The sequence below is a fragment of the Planifilum fulgidum genome (genome assembly GCF_900113175.1).
GTDB classification, from domain to species: Bacteria; Bacillota; Bacilli; order Thermoactinomycetales; family DSM-44946; genus Planifilum; species Planifilum fulgidum.
Window position 1 is genome coordinate 20,857 of the sequence record NZ_FOOK01000024.1, and the last position, 15,052, is coordinate 35,908.

Sequence of the window (15,052 nt, forward strand, 5' to 3'; positions counted from 1 at the left end):
TGCTTCCCCCCTGGGTGAGACGAGTTGTTGACGCTTTCATTATAGATCGAATTTCATGAATCGACGGAATGGAGATGGCGCATCTTTGGCGCATGCGGATGTGACAATTCTTTAAGATTTCCCGCCGGGAAAACCGAAAAACCCTTTCACCGGAAACAAAAGACACGCCTGTCGCGTGCCTTTTCACTTATCGCTTGAATGATTCGCACATGCCTGCGCCAACTTTCCCGGCGGGACAGGGCATCCGATTTTCTTCATCACCGGATCAGCGAATAAAAACTGCTTCCGTTCTCCGGCGGAGGGACGGAAAAGAAATCAGCAACGGTGGCCGCGATGTCGGACAAGGTGTCCCGCTCCCCCACATCTCCGCCCCGCAGGGACTTGCCGTAGGCAAGCAGGAACGTTTTTTCCCGGGTGTGCCCGCTGTGACCGATGGTCGGATCGTTGCCGTGGTCGGCGCTGATCATCAGCAGATCCTCCTCCGACATCCCCTTGAGGATGACGGACAAAGCCTTGTCCACTTCCATGATCTTTTGCGCATACCGGTCCACATCCTGGGCGTGTCCGGCCAGATCCGTCTCCTGCACCGTGGCCGCAATCAGCCCCTCTTCCACCCAATCCATGGCCTCGATGACGGACCGCATCACCCGGTCCGTTTCCACCGCCGGAATCCGCCGGGCCCCTTCGCAGGTGATCACATCCTGCATCTTTCCGATCAGGCAGACCTCTTTCCCCGACTCGACGAGAATGCTGCTGACCTGGGTCTTCGGATTGACGCCGTACCCCATATGGCGAACCTGATACCCGCGCCCATAGACGCCCGATTTCGGCGAATTCACCCCGACGAGCCCGTCGGAGCGCCGCTCGACGCTCTCCCGGATCCGCTCGGGGGAAACCCCCTTCCCGCCCAGGGCGATGACGCGGCTCACTTTCACCGCCGAGCGGACAATCTCGCCGATCCTCAGGACCTCGTCGAAGGAAATGCGGTCCAGCGGCGCCGTCACGTTGTAAATCTGGCCGTAGTCGGTTTCGATGTTGTCGGCGATCACCACGAGATCATTGACCAGAAGATAGGGCAGCGCCGGATCGGGGACCTCCACTTGGTATCCCCGCTGGGCAAGGGCAGCGCGAACCGTCTCCATATTTTTCGCGAAGGGCTCCCTCCGGGGTTTTCGGGGAGCGGTGCCCATGATTTCCTGGTGCCCCGCATAACTGTCGGCTCCGTCATGCTGCAGGCGCAGGGTGCCGAATCCCGCCCTGGGTTCGCCGGCGGCCGGTTTCAACCGGGGATGGCGCAAAATGCGGTTGATCCCCAGCCATTCCAGCTGCGGAATCCGGATCTCCTTCGCCCGATCCAGGATGTGATAAAAGGTGTTGGCTCCCCGGTCCTGCTTGCGCGACGGAAAGATGTCGTCCATCGCTCCGACTCCGAGGCTGTCCAAAATCAGGAGGATCGCTCGCCGTCTGCCCATTTTTCCGCCTCCTCCGTCAACGGTTTTCCCAAGCTGTCGTAGATTGCCTTCAGCGACGGCCGCCCCCGCTGGATTCCCTCCACCAGCGCCACCTGACTGCGCGTGACAAAGATTTGGGTGCGAAAAGCGAAAACCGCCGTGTCCCCCACTTCGATCCGGTGACCCGTCCGATCAAGCGCCCCGTAGTAATCGATGAACTGGGGCGGCGTCTCCCGCACCCGAACCCGGCGGTCCATCATCCCGGGAAACGTCTTCCCGACGATCGCCTCCCTCGCCCGGGAGCGCCGGTAAAACCCGCCCCCGTACACATAGGCGCGCTCCCCGTCCAGATGGGAAACTTCGCTCACATACACCATGGCCGGCAATTCGGGCTGATCCCCCCGCTGGTGCAGGGGGGTCGTCCCGGTCAACGCATGGCCCGGCTCGCCGTGGGTCGCCCCCAACTCCTTCAATATCGGAATGGTGGAGACGCACGTGGCGCTGGGCATGTTGATCTGCTCCAGGGAGATCCCCAGCTCCTCCGACAGCCGCTCGGCGCAGCGGAGGACCGTATGGGCGTTGGCCAGGGGCTGGACATCGCCGCGGTCCGGATCGTACAGCAAACAGGGAAATCCCGTGACTCCCGCGATGCGGACGCCGGGCAAGCGAAGGATTTCCCGGGCGGCCTCGATCAACCCGCTTTCCCGGAATCCGCCCTGCTGCCCCTCGTACAAGACATCCTCGGGCCCGACCACCCGAAGCAACAACTTTTGCGTTCGGCCCATCCTTTGGGCCACTCGGGAAATTTGCGCCGCCTTTTCCACGGAATAGACGGTCACCACTTCCGGCCGGTAGGAAAGAATCTCCTCAATCATCCCGGAGGGGATCTGCACCAGGTGGCCCACATTTCCCAAGGGGATGCCCGACCGGCCCAGCAGGCGGGCTTCCCAGGGGTCGACGGCCACCGCACGCGGAATGCCGCTGGCGGCGATCAACCGGGCCACTTCGGGATTGCGGCCGATTTGTTTTGTCATCATGTAGAGCCGGATTCCGGCCCGGGCCGCCGCCCGGGCCAGGAGGCGGGCGTTGTAGGCAATCGCATCCAAGTCCAACACGTAGGTGTTCGGGGGAATGGTGCCGCTTCTGTGCAAGTCCACCGCCGCTTCAACCAGTGCCGGATTTCTCTTCAAGGTAACCGATAGAAACATTTACACCTCGCCTCTATCTTCAAGATCGCTCAGCGCCTTTCTCAAGATCTCGATCACCAGATCGGCCCCCGAGCGCATCGGATTGATGCGGACAGCCCTTTCCGCCAGCTCCGGACGGCTTTCCAGGAAACTGCCGGACACCCGGTACACCATGGGAAGAATCTCATAACGGGATTCCGCCCCGACCGGATAGATCGCCGCGCCGTGCCGCTCACAGGCCCGGATCAGAGCGGGGGCGATCGGCCGCCTCAACTCCGCGATCACATTTTTGGATTGGGCATTGGTGATGTACGCCCGTTTCACTTCCGGAACGACTCCGGCGTTGAGCAGCTTGCAAAGCCGCTCCGTCTGTTCGTTTTGCACCGCGAAGGCGACCGGCGCCAGCACGAGGGAGCGAAGAAGCTCCATCGCTTCGAACCCCTGCACCTGCCCGCCTCCGGAATAATTCCGCTCGTGAATTTTCCGGATTCCCTCCCCTTTCCCGACGACGATCCCGATCCCGGGAGGACCGAGCAACTTGAACCCGGAGAAACAGGAATAGCAGGCCCCCAATTCGACACCGATTCGCGGCACCTTCAGGGCGGTGTAATTGTCGTCCACGACGATGGGGAGATCGGGCCGCTCGGCGCGCACCCGCCGGATCACATCGCCGAGATCGTAATCATCCGTCGGCTGCTGACGGGAATGCTGGACATAAAAGAGGCGGCATTCCCTATGTTTCTTCAAAGCGTCCCGCAACCGGTCCGGATCGTTGTAATCGACGGGCACCGGATTGAGCCCCATGAGCCGCACCGTCTCCTGCGTGGTCTTGTACATCGGCCCCGTGTGGGCGAAGAAGGCATCCCCCGGCTCGAGGAGGACGCTCAGCGCGGAGCGGATCGCCCCGGTGCCGGCGCCGCGGACGAGGGCGCAGGCTTCCGCCCGAAAAAACCTTGCCAGCACCCGCTCCACCTTTTCCGTCTGGAGCGGGCGGCCCGGTCCGGGAACAACACCCACATCCCCCTGCTGAAAGAACTCCCGCCCCGTGAATTCCTCGGCAATCAAGGCGGTCAACTCAAATTGTTTCTGCTTCGCCTGTTGGATGTTCATCGTCGTCAATACCGGATCGCCCATCGCAACAACCTCCTAAAAGGACAGGAAACGGCGCGGATTCTCCACCAACATCGTCTCGATCTCCCGCCTGGACACGCCGCCATCCAGCAATCTCGGGATGAACCGGGTGAAAAGGTATTCATATCCGAAACCGCCGTTGACCTTCAGATAGGATTTCTTCGTGATGTCGCAGGACAGCATCAGCTGTCCGACATACCCCCTGTCCAGCAGATACAACAGATCGGACAGCCGCTCCGACTCGGGGCGGTAGTTGTTCTTGCCGATGGTGTCGAACTGGATGTAAACCCCCGCCTTCAACATCGTTTCATACTCCGCGCGGTTTCCGTTTAAATCCTGGTGGCCGATGGAGACCTTGGAAAGGTCCGCCCCCAATTCGTCAAACAACCTCACCTGCACAGGCCCCAGTGTCCCCAGCTCGCAATGGGTGCTGAGGGGAGCTCCCGTCCGCTTTTGGGCCCGGGCGGCGGCCCGGAACACCTTCTCCTCCTCGGCGGTCATCTCGTTCAGGCTGCTGCCGATTTCGGCGATGATTCCGGCCCTCACCCCGGTATCCCCGATTCCCTCCGTCAGTTCCCGCACGAACAGCTCCTCGATTTCCTCTTCGCTTTGCTCTTTTACTTCTTCCGGGTAATAGGTCTGCTTGTAGTAGCCGGTGGCCGCCACAATCGGAAGGCCGTGCCGTTCGGACATCCGCCGCAGGGCTTCCACATCCCGTCCCATGCCGCGATTCGTCACCTCGACGATTCCCCCGCAACCCGCCGCCTTCAGCCCCTCCAACTCCCGGTCCATTTCCTCCGAATCCGACAGGATGGGGTCGTCATCCCGCCGGATTCGGGACAGGTCCAGAACCAGGTGTTCGTGAATCATGGTCGGACCAAAAGATTCCGGGGAAATGTCCCCGGTGACCGTGCGAATTGTTTTCGTCATATCCGATCCCTTCCCGATGAAATATTTTCCGCCTTGCCCTTATTGCGGCGGCGTCATCAATCCGGCGAAGACCAGCAGATTCGCGAGGATCCCGACGGCGACGGCGCCGACCGGCCCGACGGCCATGCGGACGATCGGCCGCCCCGCCGCTTCGTTCAGCAGATAAAGGCCCGCGATGAAGAAAAATCCGAAGCCGGGAGCCATCGCGTTGGCGGCGTTGGCGCCGCCGATCAGCAGAGCCACCTCCAGAATGCGGGTCATCGCGGTGCGGATGTTCTCGCCGGACTCCCTCACTCCCGGATACTTATCCAGCAGGCGGGCGATCGAACTTAAAAGCAACACTTCGATCATGATCACGATCGCTCCGCCAATGCCCGCCACCCAGACATTGGGCGCCAACAGACCCACGACGAACACCAGCGTAAATCCGACCGGTCCGTACACCCCGGTGGCGATGGCCGTGCTGGCCACCAGCGGGATGAATCCGATGGCCCGGGCCAGGGCCGCGATCGCCGCATCCGTTTGTTGCCCTTTGGCGAGCAGGTTCAGGGAGATGGGATCGCCGGCGATGATCAGCAGATTGGTCGCCATGGAGATCAATCCGCCCATCACCATGAAATAGACCACATGTTTCCGGATCCGGCTGACCCGGTCGCTGAAAACGGCGGCCAGATCCACCCCTTCGCTGACTTCCCCGGACTTCTGCCGGACGGCGAAGACAAACAGAAAGATCATGCCGACAATCAGCGCAATCCCTTCCTGGTTCAAGGTCACGGCCGTACCCTGAAAGGTCAGCAGGCCGCTTTCATTGAGCCAGACCGCCAGCTGCCTCACCAAGACGGCGGCCAAAAAGGTCCAGACGCCTTTGGCCACGCCAAACTGGAAAGCCACCGCCAAGGCGGGAAACACCATGAACATGACAACCACGGGAGCCCCGACTTCCCCCATCGGATCCAGAACGTTAACCGGAAGGCTTTCGAACAGCTTGACAAACCCCTCCAGTCCCATCAGCAGCGCCGCGCCGTATGCCCCGCCGAGCAGGGCGGCCACCGGGGTTCCCCACCGGTTGTTCGGCGTCGCCAGGCCGATGATGTCGGTCCCCAGCAGAATGCTGTGAATCAGGATGATGCTGGCGGTCAAAGTGAAGGGGATGCCGAATCCGACCACCAGACCGAACCCCATCGCGAAGGCCGTCAGCGCCAGCTCCCGCCGGCTTAGGCGCCCTTCGATGTGTTCCGGCACGATCGGCCGCAATCCGTCGTTGAAAACGGCGATCCCCCGGTTTGCCAACACGGCCGCCACGGCCCCCACCAGCGCAACGATGATCATATTCATGAAAACACTCACCTTCTTCCGGGATTTTCGGATTACCCGACGTTGCCAACCGTCCGCTTATCCGGCCGCCCGGCGGCCGCATGCCAAAAAGCGCCGAACCGCACCGCTTCGGAGAATTCCTGTCAGGTCAGTTCCCGGATCGCCTTCATGATCATCGGGACGGCCAGCTCCTTGTGATCGGCGGTGAAGCCGAAGGCTTTCTTCCCCGCCCGGACCGCTTCGCGGATTTTCTCCTCATCGGGCTTGCGCCCCGGCATTGAGACCGTTTCGCATTTGTCCCGGCCGATGACGGCGATCGCCATGGCCAGCGCCCCGCCTCCGCCGGTGTGACAAGCCCCGATGTAATAATCGGCCTTGCCCGTTTTCACCGCCATCGCCGCCTCCAGATCCGACCGGATCATCGTCTCCACCCCCTCCGGACCGTGTTTTCGGACCAGCTCCTCCACCTCTTTCTTGTCCACCTGGCCGCCGATCACAATCTTCACGTTTTCTCACCCCTCCGTTTTCTGCAAAAGGGAAATATAGTGAATGATCAGATACCTTTTTTCCGCATCCGGCAAAGCCTTGCCCCACTGGCGCTCAATCCAATCGACTTCTCCGACCGCTTCCCGAAACCGTGAAGACGCTTCCACTTCCGCGAACAATTCCTTCGGAGGCGGATCGATTTCCTCACGGCGCGCAAGGCGCGTCAAAGCGGACGCGAGGTGCGTGGAAAACATGTTCACTTGTTCCGCCGGAAAGCGGCCGTGTCTGTCCGTCAGCCGCTCCACCGCCCGTTGCGCGATGTCCGCCGCCTCGGGGGTCACCACCCCGCCCTCGATCAAAATCTTGAATCGTTCCTTCAAACCATTCACTCTGAACACTCCAATATACAGGATACTGTATAATAACGGAAAGAAAACTTTCTCCTCACACATCCTATTCCCCGCCGCTCGTCAAAAGACCGGAGGGGAGTGCGTTTCCTTCACCGCACAAGGGCACCCCCCGTCAATAGCTGGCGAAACGGCGGCCCTGTTCCACATCCTCCTGTACGGCCCGAATCCGGTCCACCGAAAGATCGGCCAGCCTCTGTTCCACGATCTTTCCCTTCTCCTGATCGACAACCAAAACTGCCTCGCTCACCTTCTCGGAAAGTTCCCGGGCCCTTTCCGACCGAAACGGCCCGCGTCCGAACCGATCGGCGTACCGGAGCTCGTCCTTGTTCCAGACGGCGGCATCGATTTTTCCTTCCTTCAGCATGTCGAGCAGCTGCATGTAGTTCACTTCGACCAGTTCCACATCCAAACCGCGGCACTCATAGGACGTAAGGAGATATTGATCCGCCGAGGTAAAATCGATGCCGACGCGCATCCCGTCGCGGATGGTCGTTTCGCCGGGATCGGCAAAGAAAATTTCGTGACCGGATACGTAGGAGCCGGGACCCAACCGCTTCACGATGTGCAATCCCGGACGCTGCTGTTTGTGCAATTCCGCCGCCAAACCGGAAACCACCGCAAAATCGTATCGGCCCGATTGCAGGGCGTCGATGCGATGGGTTGAGCCGCGCATGAAGGCCAGATTAAAGGGGACATTGATTTCCCGAAAGGCCTCCACCAGACCGGTGGCCAGCCCCTCATACTTGCGCGAATAAGGAAGGGGCATGACCCCGACCACGTGGGACATCCCGGCGATTTCCCACAGGGCCTGATCGTCCTTGTGACTCAAGAAGGTTCCCAAATGGCCCCGGGACTCCAGCCGAATCGCGCCCATCTCCTCCAACAGCCGCAGCGCCCCCTGCACCGTCCCCCTTCCCAGGGAAAGCTCACCGGCGAAATCGCTGATCCTCGGAATGCGCTCACCCGGCTTGACGGACAGGAGACGACGGGCGATCTCCCTCGCCGCCAACCCGTTTTTGGTATACATCCGATCCAACAACGCCATGATTCCCTTCCCGATATTTTACAAAATACGGTTTTTTGTATTCACTTCGAATATACCATTCCCCGCGCTGGCATGCAAGAAAAAATTCGTCCGGACAAAAAGCCCGAAGCGCCGCTTCCGCCCGCTCCGATGCTCCCGATCGCCGGACGGCATGAAAAATTTGGATCAAATCCCCTGGACCCGGTAAAGAACCGGCCGGGCGAGCGCCACGGTTGGTGCGGCCTTTCATCCCGGGGACCAGACGGCCAAAAAAATGCCGACCTTCCTTCCGAAGGTCGGCAATGAGCCTTCCAAGTCATTTCAGAATGTCGTGGTCCACATACCGCTCGCCGTTCAATTCGCTGATCACGTTGATCGCCACTTTGGCCCCGTCGCCGGCCGTGATGATGGTGTGAACGCTCACGCCGGCGCAGGTTCCGGCAGCCCAGATCCCCTCGATATTGGTTTTCCCCTCTGCATCCACCTTGAGCACCTTGGGAACCCGCGGCTCCGTTCCTTCCTTGACCTCCACGCCGATTTTGCCGGCCAGGTCCGTGGCCAGTCCGGTCGCCAAAATCACGTGCTTCGCTTCGAAGGTCCCCTTGTTCTCGGTTTCGATCGCGAAACCTTCGCCCTTCTTCTCGATGTTGACCACCGTATCTTCGATGATCTCGGCGCCGAACTTGGCCGCCTGCTTTTTCCCCGTCTCCACCAAATCGGGGCCGGTGATCTCCATCACGCCGTAATGGTTCTCAATCCAAGCCTTCTTGGTAATGCTCTTGTCGTTGTCGAAAACCACCGTTTTCTTTCCGGCCTTCGCGGCAAACAGTGCGGCACTCGCTCCGGCAGGTCCGGCTCCAACGATTGCAATGTCATACATCGCCGCTCTTCTCCTCTCTGATGGTTTTCCGATGTAAGGGATTGACATGATTTGATTATAATTTTTCATTACTTTTTAGTCAAGGAAGTTTCTTACCACAGAGTGGAATAAAATGAAACGGAAAATGGGACGGGAAGGGAACCCGTGAAAAATCCCCTTCCCGAAGACCGCTCGCCTCCCGCCTCTCACCAGGGCCGCACCGGGAGGGCGCCCGGAGCGGGATGGAGGATCATATCGGCCAGCGGCACGGCGTAGGCGATGATCGAGAGAACGACCGACACCCCGATCCAGACCGACCAGCGTTCCAGTATGCGCGGCGGCTCCGACGCCCTCTCGTACACCACGCCGATCGGGAACTCGGCCGGCCGATCCGTTTTCGGCGCGAAAAACCACAGGTGAATGAGGATGTAAACCGCCAGCAAAATGGCCGCAAAGAGAAGGATCCCGCCGACACTGATCAGCTGCAGGTGGGGCATCCAGCTCGACACGATCTCGTGCCCGCCGTAGGTGGAAAAACTGGATCGCCGCGGCGCTCCCATCAGTCCGACGACATGCATCGTGACCGACATGAGCATCATGCCGACCGTCCAGATCACGGTCTGAATGATGCCCAACCGGTTGATGGCCGGCGTCAACCGCCGGTGGCGCAGGATGGGAATCATCCAGTACAGGGCGGCGAGATAGGTGAGCCCGACGGTGGATGCCATGGTCATGTGGAAGTGGCCGGTGACGAACCACGTATTGTGCACCAGCTGGTTCAGCTGATAGCTCGCCAGGATGATGCCCCCCGCCCCGCCGAGAATAAAGATGATCATCGCCATGAAGGGCGTGAAAAACCGGACATCCCCCCAGGGCAGCTTTTTCACCCATCCGAACAACCCCTTTGCCCCCCTGGCCCGTCCCGCCATCTCAAAGGTGCCCAATATGGAAAAGGCGGTAATCAACGTGGGCACCACCACCGCCATCGTCAGCGCCACCTGAAGGAATTTCCAAAACGGTTGAATGCCCGGATCGGTCAGTTGGTGGTGAAAACCCACCGGAATGGAGAACAGGAGGAAAAGAATAAAGGTCAGACGGGGGAGAGAGCCGCTGAGAATCTTGCCGCCGATGATCTGGGGAATGTTCACATACCAGTAGATGTACGCCGGCAACAGCCAGAAATAGACGAGCGCATGTCCGAACCACCAGAACAGCGTGCGGCTGAGCGGGACGTTGACGCGGTCAACCCAGCCGAAGGACCAGGGAATCAGCTGGACCACCACTTCGATCGCCACATACAGGCTGGCGTGCAGCCACAGGATGACCGTGGCCAGGGCCATATAGGCGAAGAGGGGAGAGCTTTCCCCCCTGTTCCGGCGCCGCCAATGGACGTAATTGATGATGACCACGGCGGAAGCCACCCAACTGCCCACGACCAGAAGGGCCAGCCCCACGTAAAACCAGGGGGAAGCCTGAAGGGGAGGATAAAACGTGTAGAGGACGGTGGCCTCGTTCATCAAAATGTGCGCGGCGGCCAGCAGGGTGCCGAGCGTCATCATGCCATATCCGATCCACGCCCATTTGCGGGAAGAGGAAACCAACCGACCGTCCAGGGTGCGGGCAAGCCCCGCGTACAAGTAGCCAAAAATGAAAAATGTCGTGAAGACCAGGGCCAAAAGCACTCCGTGCAACGTCAACATTTGATAATAATTGATCCCCGCGGGGAGCCGGATCCAGCCCGCCCGTTCCATCACCTGGAGCAATCCGGCGATGGCGCCGATCAAAAGCGCTCCCACAGACACCCCGACGTGGGCCAGAACCAGGCGCCGATCCCGCTCATCGTAGCGGTGCTTGGCCAGGGTTTCCCCCTTCTCCGTTGCGGCCGTCGACATAAAAGTCACTCTCCTTTTACATAAATCGTTCCCTGCATGAGATGGTGTCCGGAACCGCAATACTCGTGGCAAAGAACCAGATACTTCCCGGGTTTGTCAAAGGTGTAGGTTTGCTTGGTGATGTGTCCCGGCTCCACCATCATGTTCACCGTCGTTCCGGGAATGTAAAAGCCGTGAATGACGTCCCTGCTCGTCACCCGAAAGTGAACCTTGGCCCCTGCCGGCACCGTCACTTCCTTCGGATCGTATCCGAAAACAAACGACACGGATGTGAGAACATACTCGTTGGGCCCGATCCGCTCCAGTCCGGGATTGTCAAAGGGCGGCGTCCGGGTCACTTTTTCGGGCTCCACCGTCCTTTCCATCCCGTCCGTCGGATGCAGTCCCATGGAAAATCCCATATACCCGGTGATGAGCAAAAAGAGGAGCAGCGTTCCGATTCCGATTCCGAGCCAAAGGCGTTCATAACGGGGGATATCCATCGGTTTCTTCCTTCCTTTTGAAACTGTTCGCTCCTTACAAAGCCACCCGAAGGTACAAGAAGAAAACGATCAGCCAAATCGCCAAAATCAACCCGCCGATCAGCAGAACCGACACAAAGGTGCCCCGCAAATTTTCATCCTTATTCTTGTCCCTCCGATGAACCTCATATTCCGGGGTGCGGGCCATCTCCGTACATCCCCCTTTCGGCTGAGACTTTCCTGGTCCCCATTGTTCGTTGTGACGGGCAATCTTATACCAAAGCCGTGCCAACGGGTCCGAAGCGACGGCACAAAAAAGGGGCGCACCGCTTGTGCAGCGCACCTTAACATCCGGGAAACATTTTTCACCGGGGGCATTCGGGGGACGTTTCCTCCCGCCACACCGCGAAGATGCGATCCTCCCTCGGACCGCGGCAAAAAAACAGGCGACGGGCGTCGCTCTTCGCCCGTCGCCGAGCCGTCCGGGAAAGTTATTCCCGGGGATACCTCCGGAAGTTGACATGCTTGAAGAGATGGATGTTTTTTATGGAGCCGTCCGGCTGCCGGCGGCTTTCGTAGCGGCGGGCCGTCGTCGCATAGACGGGAATCCGCCCTTCCCGGTGGCACCAGGACACCACCAGATACACCGCCCCGAATTCCCCCTGCACGAGGACGACGTCCCCCGGACCCGTTTCCCGGGACAACCACTCTATCACCGGTTGAATCCATTCCCGGGGGAAGGCCCCCTCCGGCGGCACCTGGGACCACCGGGACTGAAGATCGTCGGGAAGGGAAAGAAACGTCCCGATGCCCCACTTCTCCCGTGCTTCCTGCTTCTGTTCTTCCGTCAAGGCATGGGAAAACAGCAAAGCCATCCGCTTCAAGGTCTCCACGCTCCGATCCGGTCATGATGAAATTCGGCCCATTCAATCCGCGGCTCTTCGGTTGCGGGCCGGACTCTCCACGTCTTCTTTTCGGACAAAAGCGAAGAGGCGGGAATCTCATCATCGCCGCTTTCAAAAACCATTCGTCATCACCGCATCGCAATCCTCCGATAACCGGCCAGCCACTTTTTCATTCGTACCCTTCCCTTGACAGCCCGGGGAACTCTGGGGTACGATTTGATCGGTTGATCAAATTTTTGTTCAATCGACCAAAGCGCCGGAAAATCGGTCCGTTCCAAGGGATTTCCTCCCGAAGCGGGCGGGGATACCGCGCACCGCATTCGCTCGGCAAATATCCATGAGGAGGGGTGCGTCATCGACGGCAGAAAGCGGACGTTCATCTCCGAAGCGAGGCGCGAGCAAATCATGCAGGCCGCCATCCGCACGCTGGACGAAATCGGCTACGCAAGGGCGAGCCTCGCGCAAATCGCCAAACGGGCGGGAATCAGTACCGCGCTGATCTCCTACCACTTCGCGGACAAGCTGGACTTGATGAACCATCTTCTGATCAATTTGCTTCAGTCCACATCCCGATACGTCACGGAGCGGGTCAATCGGGAACAGACCCCCGAGCAAAAGCTGAACGCGTTTATCCGGGCCAGCCTCGAATACTTGCGTGACCACCCCGACCGCAGCATCGCCCTCATCGAGATCATCTTCCACGCCAGGACGCCCGACAACGTCCCCTATTACCGGATGGATGACGAGGATGAAGACCCCCTGTTGCAGCTCCTCCGGAACATTTTGCGCGAAGGACAGCAACAGGGAGTGTTTGGAGATTTTCATCCGGACGCCATGGCCCATTTCATCCAGGGAGCGATCAACGAATACATGCTGGACAACTCGATGGCGCGCAGGCTGGATCTGGACACCTACAGCGACGAGCTGATCCGCATCGTCAACAGAGCGGTAAAGAAAAATTCCCGTGGCTGACCCTCCCCATCCGGGCCGCGGCCGAAGGCCGGCTCCCGACCTCGCGCGCGGCATGATGCTGCTGGTCGCGCCGGCTCACGCCCATCAGTGCCTGAAGCCACCCGGGCACGTCATTACGGACGGGGATCGCATCGTCGCGTATCTCCGGCAAATCTTCATCGACGGCCGGGCGTTTCCCGCATTCTTTCTGCTGCTTGGATACGGTTTGGTCCAGATCATACGGCGGTGCAAGCAAAGGGTGAGGATTTAGGTGCCATCCGGAGACTGCTGAAAAAACGGGGATGGTGGTTGCTGGTCATCGGGTTTTTGCACGCCGTCACCCTGTTTGATTTCACCATCGGCATCTGCGGCTTCGCGACCGTTCTGCTCATCGGCACCCTCCGCTGGTCGGACCGCACCGTCAAGTGGGGCGTAATCGCTTCGCTGGCGGTCGTGACCCTGCTCGGTTCCGCGTTTGTCCGCGCCGAATACGACTTGTCCCCGGGTGCCGAGACGGTGAAACCGGACGTGCGGGAATCCCTGTTCATGCGGGTTTTCCTGTGGATGATCCTCACACCGCTGATGGTCCATCATGTCGTTCCGGCTATGATCGGGATGTGGGCGGCCCAGCCCATCCCGGAAAGCACCGCCGGCTCCTCGCCCGAACGGCGGCCATCGGCCTTCGCCTCCACAGCCGGCGCCATCCCCCTGGCGCTGATCTCCTCCGGCTTCTGGGCCGATCCGCCGACCGTCGCGAAGACGCTGGTCAGTTCCTTGCACACCGTAACCGGGTACGTGGGCGGGCTCGGATGGGCAGCGCTGATCGGCTGGACGGCGGCCCTGGTCGAGGGGAAACCGCATCCGGTGACGCGGGCCATCGCCGCCGTCGGACAGCGGTCCATGTCCTTTAATATCCTGCAGTCCGTCGCGAATTTTATCGCGTTTACACCGGACATCGGTATCCTCGGGAATCGCGCCGGACAGTTCGGAAGCGATGTCGTCGCTTGGCTGACTTGGATGGCTCCGGTTCCGGACGCGGAGATAATGCGCCGCTCCAAAACGCAGGGACCGGCCGAAGCGATGTTGCGGCGCTGGTATATGGAAAAAGGACAAAACAGACGGAAGGTGGGTTATTATGAAGACAGCAAGCCGCCATGGGATTACCGTCACGGGATATTCCCCGGGAGCCAAAATCGGAATGTACGCCGGCTTTGGCGCCGCCGGCCTTGCCGTCGGCTATATGCTGCCGCGTATAGCGGACTGGGCACTCCGGCTGCCTTGGTTTCCCTTCGAGGACACGGCTCGCCTCATCCATTCGCTGGACGGCCCGTATCTCAAGTGGATATTGGCCTTTCTCGGCCTGTTGGCGGGTTTCGTTCTCGCGTTTATCGCCGTCTGGGAGAGCCTGAAGGCCGCCATCTCCAACCATGAGGTATCGTTGGAACAAGGGGAAAACCGCCGGACGATCCCCAGGCGGGACATCGCCTCCGTGTTTTTGGACGGGAAGGAGCTCGTCATCCTCGGCACGTCCGGTCACGAGCTGGTCCGGATGCCCGGTGTGGAGCATCCCGAAGACCTGGCGGAGGCGTTTCAAAACCACGGCTACCCGTGGTCGGCGGACGGCGATCCCTTCAAGGACCGGTACCGGCGCTGGGTGCCGGATTTGCCCGAGCTGCCGCCTTCCGCCCACGCGCTGCTGAAGGTGCGGGAAAGGGCGCTGAAAGAAAAAAACAAGAAGGACATCGCCGAACTGCGCGAGGAACTGGCGAAAATCGGTTACATTGTCCGCGACGAAGGGGTCAACCAGTATTGGCGGCCGGTCGAAAAGCCCCCGGTGAAAAAATAAATCGGCCCCTGCATTGCAGCTAGGGGCCGAGAGTTGCCCATTCAGCGGCTCATCCGGTTCGGATGCAAAAGGGAATCCCTACAGCAGCCAAGGTCGCCCACTCGATTCCCATCCACGATTTCCTCTTTCAAACGGCTTTTCTTGGACACCGTTATCAAAGGCCCGGAGGACAAGTCTTCCTCCGGGCAGGACAACAAAGTGCGCC

The 15,052-nt window shown here is 60.0% G+C and carries 16 protein-coding genes and 1 pseudogene; 3 read left to right on the forward strand and 14 right to left on the reverse strand.

Annotation, left to right across the window (positions count from 1 at the left end; translation table 11 throughout):
* Positions 1 to 257 precede the first annotated feature (257 nt).
* From BM063_RS12605 to csx20, 13 genes are all read right to left on the reverse strand, one after another.
* Positions 258 to 1,472, reverse strand: a complete 1,215-nt coding sequence (locus tag BM063_RS12605) for a phosphopentomutase (protein ID WP_092039567.1) — start codon at positions 1,470 to 1,472, stop codon at positions 258 to 260.
* On the reverse strand, positions 1,445 to 2,659 hold the full coding sequence (locus tag BM063_RS12610) for a YhfX family PLP-dependent enzyme (protein ID WP_092039569.1): 1,215 nt from the start codon (positions 2,657 to 2,659) through the stop codon (positions 1,445 to 1,447). The genes BM063_RS12605 and BM063_RS12610 overlap by 28 nt, the downstream gene beginning before the upstream one ends.
* Entirely contained in the window at positions 2,660 to 3,772 is a 1,113-nt protein-coding gene (locus BM063_RS12615) for an aminotransferase class I/II-fold pyridoxal phosphate-dependent enzyme (RefSeq protein WP_092039571.1), read from the reverse strand.
* A 12-nt stretch (positions 3,773 to 3,784) separates the two neighbouring features.
* A complete protein-coding gene (locus BM063_RS12620; RefSeq protein WP_092039573.1) occupies positions 3,785 to 4,699 on the reverse strand; it encodes a phosphotriesterase family protein in 915 nt (304 codons plus the stop codon).
* A 39-nt stretch (positions 4,700 to 4,738) separates the two neighbouring features.
* The gene (locus BM063_RS12625) at positions 4,739 to 6,034 is read right to left on the reverse strand and encodes a YhfT family protein (protein ID WP_092039575.1); all 1,296 of its coding nucleotides are present in this window, start codon (positions 6,032 to 6,034) and stop codon (positions 4,739 to 4,741) included.
* A gap of 122 nt (positions 6,035 to 6,156) precedes the next feature.
* Positions 6,157 to 6,519, reverse strand: coding sequence for a DUF2620 domain-containing protein (locus BM063_RS12630; protein ID WP_092039577.1), 363 nt, complete (start codon positions 6,517 to 6,519; stop codon positions 6,157 to 6,159).
* A gap of 6 nt (positions 6,520 to 6,525) precedes the next feature.
* A complete protein-coding gene (locus BM063_RS12635) occupies positions 6,526 to 6,888 on the reverse strand; it encodes a PRD domain-containing protein (RefSeq protein ID WP_177199145.1) in 363 nt (120 codons plus the stop codon).
* 133 nt (positions 6,889 to 7,021) lie between these two features.
* The gene (yhfZ, locus tag BM063_RS12640) at positions 7,022 to 7,954 is read right to left on the reverse strand and encodes a GntR family transcriptional regulator YhfZ (RefSeq protein WP_245752265.1); all 933 of its coding nucleotides are present in this window, start codon (positions 7,952 to 7,954) and stop codon (positions 7,022 to 7,024) included.
* A gap of 295 nt (positions 7,955 to 8,249) precedes the next feature.
* Positions 8,250 to 8,813 carry an FAD-dependent oxidoreductase gene (locus BM063_RS12645; RefSeq protein WP_092039583.1) on the reverse strand — a complete coding sequence of 188 codons (564 nt, stop codon included), beginning with the start codon at positions 8,811 to 8,813 and terminating at the stop codon, positions 8,250 to 8,252.
* Positions 8,814 to 8,998: 185 nt separating this feature from the next.
* Positions 8,999 to 10,684 carry a b(o/a)3-type cytochrome-c oxidase subunit 1 gene (locus BM063_RS12650; RefSeq protein WP_092039585.1) on the reverse strand — a complete coding sequence of 562 codons (1,686 nt, stop codon included), beginning with the start codon at positions 10,682 to 10,684 and terminating at the stop codon, positions 8,999 to 9,001.
* A 5-nt stretch (positions 10,685 to 10,689) separates the two neighbouring features.
* Positions 10,690 to 11,166, reverse strand: coding sequence for a cytochrome c oxidase subunit II (locus BM063_RS12655; protein WP_092039587.1), 477 nt, complete (start codon positions 11,164 to 11,166; stop codon positions 10,690 to 10,692).
* Between the two features lie 34 nt (positions 11,167 to 11,200).
* Complete coding sequence (locus BM063_RS17320) at positions 11,201 to 11,353, reverse strand: cytochrome c oxidase subunit 2A (protein WP_143085348.1); 153 nt, start codon at positions 11,351 to 11,353, stop codon at positions 11,201 to 11,203.
* A gap of 283 nt (positions 11,354 to 11,636) precedes the next feature.
* Positions 11,637 to 12,020, reverse strand: coding sequence for a CRISPR-associated protein Csx20 (gene csx20, locus BM063_RS12660; protein WP_143085349.1), 384 nt, complete (start codon positions 12,018 to 12,020; stop codon positions 11,637 to 11,639).
* A gap of 435 nt (positions 12,021 to 12,455) precedes the next feature.
* On the opposite strand from csx20, the gene BM063_RS12665 reads away from it, so the two are divergent.
* A complete protein-coding gene (locus BM063_RS12665) occupies positions 12,456 to 13,022 on the forward strand; it encodes a TetR/AcrR family transcriptional regulator (protein ID WP_092039591.1) in 567 nt (188 codons plus the stop codon).
* Positions 13,023 to 13,237: 215 nt separating this feature from the next.
* Here BM063_RS12665 and BM063_RS17690 read toward each other — a convergent pair whose 3' ends face one another.
* Positions 13,238 to 13,393 (reverse strand): hypothetical protein, encoded by a 156-nt coding sequence (locus tag BM063_RS17690; RefSeq protein WP_177199142.1) that lies wholly within the window; start codon positions 13,391 to 13,393, stop codon positions 13,238 to 13,240.
* 223 nt (positions 13,394 to 13,616) lie between these two features.
* Between BM063_RS17690 and BM063_RS18340 the strand changes: the two are divergent.
* Positions 13,617 to 14,039, forward strand: a pseudogene (locus BM063_RS18340) (DUF418 domain-containing protein); the annotation flags it as partial.
* A gap of 97 nt (positions 14,040 to 14,136) precedes the next feature.
* Positions 14,137 to 14,847, forward strand: coding sequence for a YqeB family protein (locus tag BM063_RS12680; protein WP_092039597.1), 711 nt, complete (start codon positions 14,137 to 14,139; stop codon positions 14,845 to 14,847).
* Positions 14,848 to 15,052: the final 205 nt, after the last annotated feature.

Excerpts from the sequence above, each read along its gene's own strand:
- BM063_RS12605 (WP_092039567.1), bottom strand. The coding sequence starts at position 1,472 with ATGGGCAGACGGCGAGCGATCCTCCTGATTTTGGACAGCCTCGGAGTC.
- BM063_RS12610 (WP_092039569.1), bottom strand. The coding sequence starts at position 2,659 with ATGTTTCTATCGGTTACCTTGAAGAGAAATCCGGCACTGGTTGAAGCG.
- BM063_RS12615 (WP_092039571.1), bottom strand. The coding sequence starts at position 3,772 with ATGGGCGATCCGGTATTGACGACGATGAACATCCAACAGGCGAAGCAG.
- BM063_RS12620 (WP_092039573.1), bottom strand. The coding sequence starts at position 4,699 with ATGACGAAAACAATTCGCACGGTCACCGGGGACATTTCCCCGGAATCT.
- BM063_RS12625 (WP_092039575.1), bottom strand. The coding sequence starts at position 6,034 with ATGAATATGATCATCGTTGCGCTGGTGGGGGCCGTGGCGGCCGTGTTG.
- yhfZ (WP_245752265.1), bottom strand. The coding sequence starts at position 7,954 with ATGGCGTTGTTGGATCGGATGTATACCAAAAACGGGTTGGCGGCGAGG.
- BM063_RS12645 (WP_092039583.1), bottom strand. The coding sequence starts at position 8,813 with ATGTATGACATTGCAATCGTTGGAGCCGGACCTGCCGGAGCGAGTGCC.
- BM063_RS12650 (WP_092039585.1), bottom strand. The coding sequence starts at position 10,684 with ATGTCGACGGCCGCAACGGAGAAGGGGGAAACCCTGGCCAAGCACCGC.
- BM063_RS12655 (WP_092039587.1), bottom strand. The coding sequence starts at position 11,166 with ATGGATATCCCCCGTTATGAACGCCTTTGGCTCGGAATCGGAATCGGA.
- BM063_RS17320 (WP_143085348.1), bottom strand. The coding sequence starts at position 11,353 with ATGGCCCGCACCCCGGAATATGAGGTTCATCGGAGGGACAAGAATAAG.
- csx20 (WP_143085349.1), bottom strand. The coding sequence starts at position 12,020 with ATGGCTTTGCTGTTTTCCCATGCCTTGACGGAAGAACAGAAGCAGGAA.
- BM063_RS12665 (WP_092039591.1), top strand. The coding sequence starts at position 12,456 with ATGCAGGCCGCCATCCGCACGCTGGACGAAATCGGCTACGCAAGGGCG.
- BM063_RS17690 (WP_177199142.1), bottom strand. The coding sequence starts at position 13,393 with ATGAGCAGAACGGTCGCGAAGCCGCAGATGCCGATGGTGAAATCAAAC.
- BM063_RS12680 (WP_092039597.1), top strand. The coding sequence starts at position 14,137 with ATGAAGACAGCAAGCCGCCATGGGATTACCGTCACGGGATATTCCCCG.